The organism is Nocardia sp. NPDC052254 (assembly GCF_040679495.1).
GTDB lineage: Bacteria > Actinomycetota > Actinomycetes > Mycobacteriales > Mycobacteriaceae > Nocardia.
This window is the reverse complement of record NZ_JBFAUW010000013.1, coordinates 122,906-135,313: the sequence shown is the minus strand read 5'-3', so window position 1 is coordinate 135,313 and position 12,408 is coordinate 122,906. Positions and strand designations below refer to the sequence as shown.

Sequence of the window (12,408 nt, the reverse complement as noted above, 5' to 3'; positions counted from 1 at the left end):
GCCGCTGCGCAAGCGACGAAGGAGCAAGCAGCGGCACCCGAACGGCGAGACTCAGGGGCCGCCAACCCCGCCGGAGCGAAGCGAAGGCCAAAAATACAGCCAACACCTTTCCTGGCCAGTGCACCCCGGGCGTTCCTGGCCAGTGCACCCCCCGCCGTCCCCGGCAAGACACCAGCACACACCCCTCACACAGAGACAACTTCATCCACACATGCAGTACCCACCGCCTTTTCGGGGGTACTCACTGTTACCGGGCATAAGCTGCAAGAAGGTTGCTGCACCAAAGGTCTTTGCCGGCCGCAGCTCGAAAGGGAGTCCTGCTCATGGTCAACGTCACCGACGGTTTCGGATCGAGCATCCTGGGTTACCCGCGGATCGGTCCGCACCGGGAGCTCAAACGCGCACTGGAGTCCTATTGGCACGGCTCGATCTCGCGCGAGGACCTGCTCGCGGTCGGGCGCGATATTCAGGACACCCAGTTCTCCGAGCTGGCGGCGACCGGACTGACCCAGGTACCCGGTAACACCTTCTCCTTCTACGACCACATCCTCGACAACGCTTTGCTTTTCGGCGCGGTGCCGAAGCGGTTCGACCCCTATCGCGAGGATCTGCATCCGCTCGACTTCTATTTCCTGATGGCGCGCGGCCGGCCGGATCTGCCGCCGCTCGAGCTGGTTCGCCTGTTCGGCACCAATTACCACTACCGGCAGCCCGAACTCGACGCCGATACCGCATTCTCGCTGCATCCCGAGGCCCTGCTCGAGGAATTCGATCGGGCGATGGCGCGCGGAATCGAATTGCGGCCGGTGGTGCTGGGCCCGCTGTCGCTGCTGTTGTTGTCGAAGGCCGGCCAGGTACCGGGTGAAACCGAATTCGACAAACTCACGCTGCTCGACGAATTGCTGCCGGTCTACGAACAGCTGCTCGAGATTCTCGCCAAGCGCGGTTCCACCTGCGTGCAGTTCGACGAACCCTGCTTCACCAGCGAGCGCACCCCGGCGGAACTGGCCGCGTTCGAACGCGCCTATCAGCGGTTGTCGACCGCGGCGCTGCGTCCGCGCATCCTCGTCACCGGCCAGTACGGCGATTTCGGTGAGGCCGTGCGAATTCTGGCCGGTACGGCGGTGGAGGCGATCGGCCTGGATCTGGCCAGCTACCGGATCCGGCCCGAGGAACTGGCCGCGATTCCCGGCATCAGGCGCAAGCGGCTCTACGCGGGCGTGATCAGCGGTACCAACGTCTGGCGTGCGGATCGGCCGGTCACTCTCGACTACCTCAACGCGCTGTCGCAGGTGTGCCCGGACATGGTGGTCTCGACCGGCACGACATTGCTGCACGTGCCCTACGACCTGCTGGTCGAATACGATATCGATGGTCATGTCGCCGACCGCCTCGCGTTCGCGAAACAGAAGGTGCTCGAGGTGGTCTCGCTGGCCAAGGCGCTCACCGAGGCACATCGGGGCGGCGGTGACATCGCGGCGAAGTGGGCCAAGCGTCCCACCGCGGTGCATTTCAAACAGAAGCACGCGGTGCGGCAGCGGGTGTACGCCGTCACGCCGCGGATGCGCGAGCGTGAACCCTACGCCGTGCGTGCCCAGGCCCAGCGCGAACGCCTGAATCTGCCGCTGGTTCCGGCCACCACGCTGGGGTCCTTCCCGCAGACCGAGGCGGTGCGCCAGGCTCGCTACGAACTCGGTGAGGGCCGGCTGTCGTATGCGGAGTACCGCAAGCGCATCGAGGCCGAGATCGAATCCACCATCCGGATCCAGGAGGACATCGGCCTGGATGTGTTCGTGCACGGTGAGCACGAGCGCAACGACATGATCCAGTACTTCGCCGAACTGCTCGACGGCTTCGCCACCACGCATTTCGGCTGGGTGCAGGTCTACGGTTCGCGCTGTGTGCGGCCCCCGATCATCTACGGTGACGTCTCCCGGCCGAAGCCCATGTCGGTGGAGTGGACCACCTATGCCCAGTCGCTCACCGACAAACCGGTGAAAGGCATTGTGACCGGGCCCGTCACGATGGTCGCCCGGTCGTTCGTCCGGCAGGACCAGCCGTTGTACGAGACGGCCGACCAGGTGGCGCTGGCGATCCGCGACGAACTGGCCGATCTGGAGAAGGCCGGTGTGGCGATCATCCAGGTCGACGAGCCCGCGGTGCGGGAACTGCTGCCGCTGCGTCCGGACGGGCGCACCGAATATCTGCGCTGGGCGGTCAACGCGTTCCGGCTGGCGACGTCGGGGGTGCGGCCCGATACCCAGATCCACACCCACATCGCCTACTCGGGCCGCGCCGAAATCGTCCGCGCCATCGAGGAACTCGACGCCGACGTCACGGCGATCGTCGCCACTCGCTCGCTGGAATGGGTGCTCAACGCGCTGGCCGAGGATGTCGAGGAGGGGCACGGCCTGAGTCACGGGGTGGGTCCCGGTGTCTACGAGAGTCGTTCGGCGCGCATTCCCGATATCGACGAGATCGACGAATTGCTCACCGCCGCAGCCGAAGCCGTCACTCCACAGCGCTTGTGGGCGAATCCCGACGGTGGTCTGAAGACGCGGCACTATTGGCAGCTGGATCCGTCGTTGCGCAACATGGTTGCCGCTGCCCGTCGCGTCCGGCGCCGGGCCGCGCAATCCGGCTGACCGACCGGAGAAACACTCCGGATGAGGGGACGTACATCACGATGTACGTCCCCTCATCCGTCGCAACCACCGCATTGCTCTGCAATTCGACGGAATTGAAAGTTCAACTCGGATGTGAAATTCGAACGGCCACTGAATAGTGGTTGACAGGTATGTTGCCGTGCGGTCGAGGCCGGGGGCGCGGCCGTGACTCCGAGGGGGCGGCGAGGCGAATGGCGCCGAGAACATGCTGGTCGATCGGAGTGGATCGGCGGCGCGGGAGCGCGGCGAGGGTAGCCGGGGTGGCCGGACCTGTTAGCGGTGGGAATACTTACGCAACCTAACCACATACGATTTGACACCGGAGATCGAATGATCCGGCGGTTGCCGGGGCATTGTTGGCGAAGGTGAAAAATGCGTGAAAATTTCCGGGGGATTTCGACTGACGGGGTGTGGAATTCTGTTGCGGGAAGGCGGGCTTCGCTGATCGCCGCCGCTGCCTGTGCTGCCGTGGCGGTGGGGTTCGCGCCTGCCACGGCGGCGACCGGTGCGGCGGGGACGTGCACGGAGGTATCGGTACCCGTAGCGCTCGCGGAAGGTGAGGCGCCCGACAATACGGTCGCCGCCACCTGGTGCACACCGCGGAACGGGGGAACCGGCGAACAACAGGCCGACGTTCTGGTGGCGGGCGCGACCTACGGCCGCGAATACTGGGATTCGTCGTTCGAGCCGCAGACGTACTCCTACGTGGACGACACCTTGGCGGCCGGACGCGCGACCTTCAACTTCGATCGGCTCGGGACCGGGGCGAGCAGCCGTCCCGCCAGCGCGCGGGTGACGGTGGCCAATGACGCCTTCGTCCTGCACCAGTTGATCGATTGGGTGCACCGTCAGGGATACGCCCACATCAACGCGGTCGGGCATTCGCTGGGCTCGGTGACGCTGATCAACGAGGCATCGCGGTGGCACGATCTCGAGCGGGTCGTTCTCACCGGCGTCATCCACCTGCCCGGCGTCGGTCTCAGCTCCATCGCGTTCTTCGGCGGGCTGTACCCGGCGATGCTCGACCCCATGTGGGCGGGAAAGCTCGGTGACCCCGGGTATCTCACGACCATGCCCGGTAAGCGCGGGGCCGCCTTCTACGCGCCCGACACCTCGGATCCGGCCGTCATCGACCACGACGAACGCACCAAGACCCTGACCACCGTCGGTGAGGTGGGCGAGTCCGCGGCCTCGTTGCTGAGTCCGGTCACGGTGAATCCGAGCCGCGCGATCACCGCTCGCGTACTGGTCGCCATGGGCTCGGAAGACAACATCTTCTGCAATCTGCTCATCAGCTGCCGGGACGCGGAGACGATCCGGGCCAGTGAGGCTCCCTACTACAGCGGGGCAGCCGATTTCGACGCCCTGGTGGTGCCCGGCGCCGCTCACAACCTGACATTGCATCGGAGTGCGCCGCAGGCATTCCAGGCGATCGATCACTGGATCGGTACCGGAAACACCATCGGCTGAAGGTAGAAGCAAATGCAAGTCATCGAACGCGACGCCCTGGCCGAGATCACGTCCGTGGTGGTAGACGACGTCGTCCACGACATCGGGCTGCTCAAGGACTTTCACCGGCACCCCGTCCTGCAGGAATTCGTTCCGGAACTCGCCCGGCTGTCGCTGAGCTGGGTGCGCCTGCGGCCGGGCGAGGAATTGTCGGTGCACCAGCACCCGACCAAGAGCATGATCATCATCGCGGAGGGGACCGGGCGCACCCAGGGCGATGTCACCACCGATATCCGGGCCGGTGACATCGTGGTGGTTCCGCCGGGCGCACGCCACGGTTTCGTCGGCAGCGGGGCGGAGGGCTTCTGGGCCCTGTCGATCCAATTCGAAGGGGCCGGACTGTACGAGAACCCCGACGACGCCCGGGTGAACTTCGCCGGTGAACGACCGGAGCTGGCAGCCGTGCGCGCGGCGAACGAGCAGTACATGTGCGCGTACGAGAACAACACACTGGTCCGGATGATTCGTGAGATGGACGCGCAGCCGCCTGGCGTCCGGGAAAGCATGCTGGACCATCTGCAGCAGTGGTCGAATGCCTTCCAGCGGGTGATCGCGGCTCGGGTCGTCGGTGAATCCGACGGCCCGGCACGGGTTCTCGCCGATGAGCATCTGGCCGAAGAGATCGGCCACCACCGGCTGCTCGCCGATATCCGCGAGGATCGCGACGCACACTGGGATCCGGTGATCGCCGCCGTATCGTCCTGGTTCGTCGACCGGATGTCCACCGGGCCCAGTGTGGAGCGAACCGTGCTGGCACATCTGGTGCTCGAGGGCAGCGGGATGGTCTTCCATGCTGCCGGAGTCCACGCGTTCACCTCGAGCCGGTACTTCCAATTGCACGACGGCGCCGATGCCGAACATCTCGAAATGGGTTATCGGGCATTGGCCGAAGATCGGGATTGGTCGGTCGAGACGGTGCGATCCGCGCTGGGGCAGGGCTGGCAGATGATGGAACTGCTGTCGGATCGGATTGCCGATCGAGCGCAGAGCGCGGCGCCGGCCGGCCATGTGCGGTGAGGCTCCGGCGCCGGATTTCGCGGACCTGGAACGCCGGATCCTGACCGCGATATTCGAGCGCGACAAGGCCGGGATGGCCGAGTTGATGCATTCCGGCGGTTACGGTTTCGATGCCACCATGGGCTTGGTCGGTCAGCGCGCGCTGATCGACGGTATCGACGCGCTGGCCGACGGCGCCGGCTACGCCGCCGACGAGATCCGGGTGGTTCCCGCCGGAGCGGACGTGACCGCGCTGACCTACCGGTTGCGGCAGTGGGGTGAATTCGGCGGCACCCCACTGCCGCCGGTCGTGTTCTGCAGCAGTGTCTGGCGCCGGGATGCGGCCGGGTGGCAGGCCGTGTTCCACCACGAGACCCCCGCCGCTCCGGCCTGACCGAAGAAAGCCTTCGCAGATGCCAGATATCGCGAACCCGCTGCCGGCGCTCACCGCGTCACCGCCCGCCGGCAGCGCCGGGGATCCGTGGCGACAGGCGTGGTGCCGGCTCTACGACACCTCCACCGGCGTGGTGCCGTTGGGCCGGATCATGCACTGGCGCAGTGTGATCGCAGCGCTGGGCGTGGGCCCCGTACTCGGCGGCGACGCCGCCATGGTGACACGTGGATACTTCTACCAGCCGCACACCGCCTGCCCCGCTCCCGCCGAAGTGCGTTTCGATCGGTCTGTCGCGGAATCGGTGTCGGCGTCGTGGCTGATGTATCCGGTGGTCCGAGCGGGTGAGTCGGCCGTTCTCGCCGATGCCGGGTACGCCTCGCTGCCCTGGTTTCTCGAGGCCGAATTCGTCCGCTCCGACGATGTCGATCACGATCTGCGAGATCTGCTGGGCGGGACCAGGTTCCGGGAGTTACGCCGGTTGGGCCGGCGCGCGGACGAGCATTTCGCGTGGGAGGTCCGCGCGGGGACGGAGATCGACGCCGACGCCTTGGCGGACTTCGACCGGCTGCATCGGCTGAATCTGACGAAATATGGGCACGGGACCAACCATTTCGCCCTGCCGATTCTGCGAGATCTGACCGAATCCGTTGTGCGTGAGCACATCCGGCTCTTCCGCTATCGGCGTCCGGGTGGTGAATCGGTGCAGGCCGTGCTGGCGATGCACCGTCCCGAGTCGGCGACGCTGGATCTGCTGGTGCAGGGGATCGATCATGCGGTCGTGTCGTCGTCGCACAATCTGTACGCGGCGGCGATCCATCGCATCTACCGGTGGGGTGCCGAGCGGGGCGTCCGCCGATTCGGTCTCGGACGTGGCGCCGAACAGGCCAAGCTCGGATTGGGCGCCAACCGGTTTCATATCGTGGCCAACCATCTGATGCGGGTGGACGGCGGGTCCGAGGCGGCGCTGCCGCCGCTGCGCGAAGCCGCGTGCGCGGCCATCGGGCAATCGCTGAATATTGTGAAAGATGCTGTGATGCAAAGTAATCGATCGGCCTCGGTGCAGCTGCCGGATGGTGTGCGATGAGCGGGCTGACGACCCTCGGCGCGGTCGGTGCGGTCTGGCTCGACGGCGCCCTGGTCGAGCCCGGCGAGGCCACCTTGTCGGTGCTGAGCTTCGGCCTGCACAACGCGTTCTGCGTATTCGAGGGCATTCGGGTGCACAGTGGCCGGCCCTTCGCGGTGGCGATGCACGCGCAGCGACTGTGCGATTCGGCGCACGAGATCGGCATGTCGCTGCCCTGGACCGCACCGCAGATCGTGGCAGCCGTCGACACCGCCGTCGCCGCCGCCGGGTTCACGCAGGCCTATGTTCGCCCGGTGGCATGGCTCGGTGACGAGCGAATCGGCATCGATGGCTCGGGCACCACCGTTCATCTGGCGATCGGTGTCGTCCGCTGGCCCGAATCGCCGGCGTCCCGGCCGCCGCTCCGGCTCGGGCTGTCGCGCTGGACGCGGCCCGCGCCGACGATGGCGCCGGTCGGAGCGAAAACGTCCGCCAGCTATCTGGTGGGATCGCTGGCACTGTCGCAGGCGCGCGCGGACGGCTACGACGACGCGCTGCTGCTCGACCACCGCGGCTACCTCGCCGAAGCCACCGGGGCGAACATCTTCCTGGTGCGCGGGGGTGAGCTCGTCACTCCGATCGCCGATACCTTCCTGGACGGAATCACCCGCCGCACGGTGCTCCGGCTCGCCGCGGATGCCGGGCTGCCGGTCCGGGTCGAGCGGGTGACACTCGACGATCTCGCCGCCGCCGACGAGGTGTTCCTCACCGGAACGGCATCGGGCGTCGCGGCGGTCGGACATGCCGCCGGCACCGATTATCCGGCGGATCGGCCGGTGACCGAACTCCTGCGCGGGCGCTACCTGGACCTGGTCCATGCCCACCGCACCCGTACCGGCTCCGAGGAGGCGTCATGTACACGATCGGCATAGTCGGCACCGGGATCTCGGCATTGCACCTGGCGCTGATGCTCCAGCAGCACGGTGTGGCCACCACCGTCTACGCGGACAAGACACCGGAGCAACTGCGCGCGGGCCGATTGCCCAACAATGTGTGCCGGTTCGGCCGCACCCGTGAGCGTGAACGTGCACTGGGCGTCGACCACTGGCATTTCCCCGACTTCGAAATGGGCTGTGCCCACGTGCGGGTTCGCGACGATCCCGCGATCTCGTTCCGCGGGGACCTCACCAGGCCCGCCAGCTACGTCGACTTCCGTCTCTATCTCCCACGCCTGCTCGAGGACTACCGCCGCCGGGGCGGCACCGTGGTCGATGTCGCCGGTGCGGCCTCTGCCCTGGTACGTCACCAGCGCGACCACGACCTCATGGTGGTCGCCACCGGTGGCCGCGGCCTCGGTGAGATGTTCGCCCGCGTGCCGGACCGCTCCGCCGACCGTCCGCCCCGCTACCTGCTGGCCGGTCTGTTCCACGGTGTCGCGCACACCGATCCGATCGGCATGCACCTGGAGATCGTTCCGGGGGTGGGCGAAATCTTCCAGACCCCGGTGCATTCGCTCGTGGGACAGGTCGCGGGTATCACCTTCGAGGCGATACCCGGCGGTCCGTGGGCCGATCGCGTGCGCCGCAACTACTACGACGATCCGGACGCGTGCGCGGCGACCGTCCGAGATCTGGTGCACGGGACCGAGATCGCGGATCGCATCGACCCCGACGCGTTCGCGCTGACCAGACCGCTCGATCTGTTGCAGGGGTCGGTCGTCCCGACCGTGCGGGTGCCCTGGGCGCGCCTGGATTCGGGCCGTTTCGCGGTCGCGATCGGAGATGCCGCGGTGCTCAACGATCCCGTGACCGGTCAGGGCGGCAACCTGGCCTCGGCCGCGGCATGGGAACTCGGCCGCGCCATCGTCTCGGAATCGGTGTTCGACGAGCGGTTCTGCCGTGACTGGGCGGATCGGCTGTGGACCATGGCGCGCGATGTCACGGAATGGACCGGGTCCGCGCTCGGCCCGCCACCGCAGCAGGTGTTCGACGTGTTTCGCGCGGCTGCTCGCAACCAGGCGGTCGCCGACGCCTATCTCGACAATTTCGACGACCCGCGCGCGATGTGGTCGGCGATGGCCACGCCCGAACGCGCATCCGCCTTTCTGGCTCGTGCCGGCGGCGGGCTCGCCGCGTGTGTGCCCGATCGGGCGGTGGTCGATCGGGAACTCCGGCTGCTCGACGCTCTCCACCATCGTGACCCGAATGCCCTGTATCCGTTCGCCGCCCGCGATGGCATGCTGGTCGATCCGCACGGCAGCCACCGGCCCGAGGACTGGCAGCGAGCGGTCGCCGCGGTCGGCGGCGCCGGTCGGCCCACCGGGATGTCGGTGGTCGAATTGGCCGAATCCGCGCTGTTGGTGACCTACCGGCAGACGGGGATGCACTGCTCCACGGTCTGGCGGCGTGACACCGCAGGTACCTGGGCGGTCGCCGTCCATCATCGCTCGCCCACACCACAGGAGTCGTTGTGACAATTGATCCGGCAGCCCTGCGCGGTGCCGTCCTCGAGCCCGGTCAGGCCGAATACGATGCGGCGCGGCGGATATGGAAGGGGCTCGATCGCCGGCCGGCGCGCATCATCCGCTGTGCCGATACCGCTGATCTGCGTACCGCCGTCGAATACGCCGCACAGCAACAGCTTCCGCTCGCCCTCGTGGGGGCCGGCCACGATGTCGCCGCCCGCTCCATGCCCGATGGTGCGCTGGTGGCCTCGACCGCGCTGCTCGATCGAATCGAGATCGATGCCGACCGTCGCACCGCACGGGTGCAACCGGGCGTTCGCTGGGGCGAACTGGTCGCAGCGGCGGCGCCGTACGGGCTGGCCACGACCGGCGCCTCGGTCGCGACCGTGGGCGTCGCCGGATTCGCTCTGCATGGCGGGCTCGGCTGGCTCATGCGCAGTCTCGGCACCGCCTGTGACAACATCCTCGAACTCGACGTCGTCACCGCCGACGGGGTGTCGCGGCAGGTGAACGCGCACAGCGAGCCCGAACTCTTCTGGGCGATGCGGGGCGCCGGATCCAATTTCGGCGCCGTCACCTCGCTGACCTTGCGACTGCACCCGATCACCCGGGTGGTGGCGGGGATGCGGATGTATCCGGCGGCGCAGGCGCCGGCCCTGTTCGAGGCGTATCGCAGGATCACCGAACGAGCCGGCGACGACCTCGTCACGCACTTCTACTACAACGGCAGTCCCGACGGCGCGCACAGCACGGGGATCGGCCTGTGCTACAGCGGCGATCCGGCACTTCTCGGCGCCGTTCTCGCCCCGCTGGCGGAGCTCGGTGCGCCGACCCACGATTCCGTGCGGGAGATGGGAATCGACGAATTGCAGGCGGTACACGACGCCAGCACACCCCGCGGTGCGCGGTATCACCTGCGCGCACACTATCTCTCGGAGTTGAACGACGAGGTCCGTGCGACGATTCTCGACCGCTGCCGCACGGTCACCGCGCCGTTCACACAGGTGTTCGTGGAGCACATGGGCGGCGCCGTCGGCCGGGTACCGCTGGGCGAGACGGCATTCGGCGGTCGCCGTGCCGGATATTCGTTCCTCGTGATCAACGGCTGGGATCGTCCCGGCGAGGAGGCGGACCGGATCGCCTGGACCCGCGATTTCGGCGACGCGGTGCGACCACACGCCGCGCCCGGCGCCTATGTCAACTATCTCGACGACGACGAGGACCACCGGATCCCCGGCGCGTACGGCGACGCGTTCACCCGGTTGCGCGGAGTGAAACGCCGCTACGACCCGGACAACATGTTCCGTTTCAATCGCAATATCGCTCCGGAGGACGACAGTGCAGCTCGGTGACAAGGTCGCGATCGTCACGGGGGCCTCGCGTGGGATCGGCGCCGCGACGGCTGTCGAGCTGGCCGCCCGCGGCGCCACCGTGGTGCTCGACTACCAGAACGCGCAGCACCGCACCGAAGCCGAGGAGGTGGCGGCGCGGATCACCGGCACCGCTGGGCGAGTGCGACTGGTACAGGCCGATATCCGCGACGACGACGAGCGCCGGGCGATGATCGCCGGTGTGGCCGAACAGGAAGGCCGGCTCGACATCCTGGTCAACAATGCCGCGATCTACACCCCGCGGCGTACCGAGGACATCGACGCGGCCCATCTCACCGAACACCTGAACAACAACGTCACCGGCGGCGTCCTCACCACGGTCGCCGCGGCCGAACTGCTCTGCCGTGGCGGCCGCGTCATCTACATCTCGTCCGGACTCGCCCGGCGGATGGCCGCGACGAGTACCGCGTACGCGGCGTCGAAGGCCGCGATCGAGGCCGCGACCCGGTGCCAGGCGGCCGAATTCGGTGCACGCCGGATCACCGTCAATGCCGTGGCGCCCGGCATCGTCGACACCGCGCAGCTCGACGGCAGTCTGCCCGCAGGTCCGGGGCGGGATGCGCTGATCGCCGCGACCGCGCTCGGCCGGCTCGGGCAGCCCGCCGATATCGCACGGGTCGTCGCGTTTCTGGCCTCCGATGACGCCGGCTGGATCACCGGGCAGGTGCTCGATGTCGATGGCGGCCTGCAGTGAGTGATCGTCGGTAAGCTCTCCCACAGCTGGAATTTCGAGATCAGGAGAAACCGCCCATGGGAATGTTCGATCAGTTCAAGGATGTTGCCGGCAAGGCGGCCGATATGGCAGCCAAGAATGCCGACAAACTCGACCCGATGATCGACAAGGTCGGCGACCTGGTCGACAAGCAGACCGGCGGCAAGTTCGAGAAGCAGGTCGACGCCGCGCAGCAGGCCGCCAAGAAGGCGCTGCACGAGCAGAACGGCAAGTAGGCCGCCATGCGGAGGGCATGGTCGGCGCGCAGTTCGATGATGACCTCCGCATTCGCCGTGCGGTCGGCCGCCGCCGGTATCGGGGTCGCCCTGTGCGCGATGGCCTCGGTGGTGGTGCCCGGTACGGCCGCGGCGCAGGGCCCCGACTGCCCCGCCGCGGCGGTGTATCCCGTATTGCCCGGTTCGACACCCCTGGACTCCGCGGAGAACCTCGGGTATGACGCGGATGGCAACCTGTGGGTGTCGCGGGTGTTCCGAAATATGGTGCAGCGATACGACTCCGCGGGCCGGATCACCGCCGAGGTCGCGGTGGACGCGCCCGGCGCCGTCCGGGCGGGCCCCGACGGGCAGCTGTATGTCGTGTACGGCGATTCCGCGGCGGGCCTGCTGCCCGGTGCGCACGACAGCGGTGTGGTCCGCTTCGATCCGCGTGCCGATCATCCGGTTCCGCAGCGATTCGTCTCCGGCCTCGGAATGGCCAACGGCGCGGCCTTCGATTCCGCGGGCAATCTCCAGGTGGCCGATACCGCGCGCGGGGTGGTGCGGGTGCGGGCAGATGGATCGATCGATGCCGACTGGTCCGGCCACACCGCTCTGCCCGGTGTCAATGGCATTGTGGTACAAGGTGATTCGGTGTACACCACGCTGTTCGCGAGCGCGACCGGGCGGATCGTCCGCATCCCGATCGACGCACCGTCGGCACAGACGACGGTCGCCGCCGTGACCCTCGGCTCGGTCGGGGTCACGGCGCTTCCCGACGATCTCGCTGCCGGTTCCGACGGCATGCTCTACAACGCCACCACGACCGGCAAGCTGGTTCGCGTCGATCCCGCGGGGCGCGCGGGCCTCTGCACCGTCGCCGATCTCGGTGTTCCGGTCACCGCCGTCACCGCCGTTCCGGGTGACGATCGGAGTCTGCTGGTGAGTTCCGCCCTGGGTGGTGTGCTCCGAATCGTCTTGGCGCCGAGGTAACCTCC

The 12,408-nt window shown here is 67.6% G+C and carries 11 protein-coding genes; all 11 read left to right on the top strand.

The window, feature by feature from the left end:
• Positions 1-323: 323 nt before the first annotated feature.
• Positions 324-2,645, top strand: a complete 2,322-nt coding sequence (metE, locus tag AB0L57_RS27025; RefSeq protein ID WP_364967677.1) for a 5-methyltetrahydropteroyltriglutamate--homocysteine S-methyltransferase — start codon at positions 324-326, stop codon at positions 2,643-2,645.
• A gap of 393 nt (positions 2,646-3,038) precedes the next feature.
• On the top strand, positions 3,039-4,136 hold the full coding sequence (locus tag AB0L57_RS27020) for an alpha/beta hydrolase (protein WP_364967674.1): 1,098 nt from the start codon (positions 3,039-3,041) through the stop codon (positions 4,134-4,136).
• Between the two features lie 12 nt (positions 4,137-4,148).
• Positions 4,149-5,192 (top strand): cupin domain-containing protein, encoded by a 1,044-nt coding sequence (locus AB0L57_RS27015; protein WP_364967672.1) that lies wholly within the window; start codon positions 4,149-4,151, stop codon positions 5,190-5,192.
• Complete coding sequence (locus AB0L57_RS27010; protein WP_364967669.1) at positions 5,182-5,565, top strand: nuclear transport factor 2 family protein; 384 nt, start codon at positions 5,182-5,184, stop codon at positions 5,563-5,565. The genes AB0L57_RS27015 and AB0L57_RS27010 overlap by 11 nt, the downstream gene beginning before the upstream one ends.
• 19 nt (positions 5,566-5,584) lie before the next feature.
• Positions 5,585-6,649, top strand: a complete 1,065-nt coding sequence (locus AB0L57_RS27005; protein ID WP_364967667.1) for a GNAT family N-acetyltransferase — start codon at positions 5,585-5,587, stop codon at positions 6,647-6,649.
• Positions 6,646-7,560, top strand: a complete 915-nt coding sequence (locus AB0L57_RS27000; RefSeq protein WP_364967664.1) for an aminotransferase class IV — start codon at positions 6,646-6,648, stop codon at positions 7,558-7,560. The genes AB0L57_RS27005 and AB0L57_RS27000 overlap by 4 nt, the downstream gene beginning before the upstream one ends.
• Positions 7,542-9,101 (top strand): styrene monooxygenase/indole monooxygenase family protein, encoded by a 1,560-nt coding sequence (locus AB0L57_RS26995; RefSeq protein ID WP_364967662.1) that lies wholly within the window; start codon positions 7,542-7,544, stop codon positions 9,099-9,101. The genes AB0L57_RS27000 and AB0L57_RS26995 overlap by 19 nt, the downstream gene beginning before the upstream one ends.
• Positions 9,098-10,444: an FAD-binding oxidoreductase gene (locus AB0L57_RS26990; RefSeq protein ID WP_364967659.1), complete on the top strand. Its 1,347-nt coding sequence runs from the start codon at positions 9,098-9,100 to the stop codon at positions 10,442-10,444. Before AB0L57_RS26995 ends, AB0L57_RS26990 begins: the two co-directional genes overlap by 4 nt.
• Positions 10,431-11,177, top strand: coding sequence for an SDR family oxidoreductase (locus tag AB0L57_RS26985; RefSeq protein ID WP_364967657.1), 747 nt, complete (start codon positions 10,431-10,433; stop codon positions 11,175-11,177). Before AB0L57_RS26990 ends, AB0L57_RS26985 begins: the two co-directional genes overlap by 14 nt.
• Positions 11,178-11,233: 56 nt before the next feature.
• Positions 11,234-11,431, top strand: a complete 198-nt coding sequence (locus AB0L57_RS26980) for an antitoxin (RefSeq protein ID WP_364967654.1) — start codon at positions 11,234-11,236, stop codon at positions 11,429-11,431.
• Positions 11,432-11,437: 6 nt separating this feature from the next.
• Positions 11,438-12,403, top strand: a complete 966-nt coding sequence (locus AB0L57_RS26975) for a hypothetical protein (RefSeq protein WP_364967651.1) — start codon at positions 11,438-11,440, stop codon at positions 12,401-12,403.
• The last annotated feature ends 5 nt before the right edge of the window (positions 12,404-12,408 follow it).

Coding starts and splice junctions, on each gene's coding strand:
- AB0L57_RS26995 (WP_364967662.1), top strand. CDS start 7,542: ATGTACACGATCGGCATAGTCGGCACCGGGATCTCGGCATTGCACCTG.
- AB0L57_RS27020 (WP_364967674.1), top strand. CDS start 3,039: ATGCGTGAAAATTTCCGGGGGATTTCGACTGACGGGGTGTGGAATTCT.
- AB0L57_RS26980 (WP_364967654.1), top strand. CDS start 11,234: ATGGGAATGTTCGATCAGTTCAAGGATGTTGCCGGCAAGGCGGCCGAT.
- AB0L57_RS27000 (WP_364967664.1), top strand. CDS start 6,646: ATGAGCGGGCTGACGACCCTCGGCGCGGTCGGTGCGGTCTGGCTCGAC.
- AB0L57_RS27015 (WP_364967672.1), top strand. CDS start 4,149: ATGCAAGTCATCGAACGCGACGCCCTGGCCGAGATCACGTCCGTGGTG.
- AB0L57_RS27010 (WP_364967669.1), top strand. CDS start 5,182: ATGTGCGGTGAGGCTCCGGCGCCGGATTTCGCGGACCTGGAACGCCGG.
- AB0L57_RS26975 (WP_364967651.1), top strand. CDS start 11,438: ATGCGGAGGGCATGGTCGGCGCGCAGTTCGATGATGACCTCCGCATTC.
- AB0L57_RS27005 (WP_364967667.1), top strand. CDS start 5,585: ATGCCAGATATCGCGAACCCGCTGCCGGCGCTCACCGCGTCACCGCCC.
- metE (WP_364967677.1), top strand. CDS start 324: ATGGTCAACGTCACCGACGGTTTCGGATCGAGCATCCTGGGTTACCCG.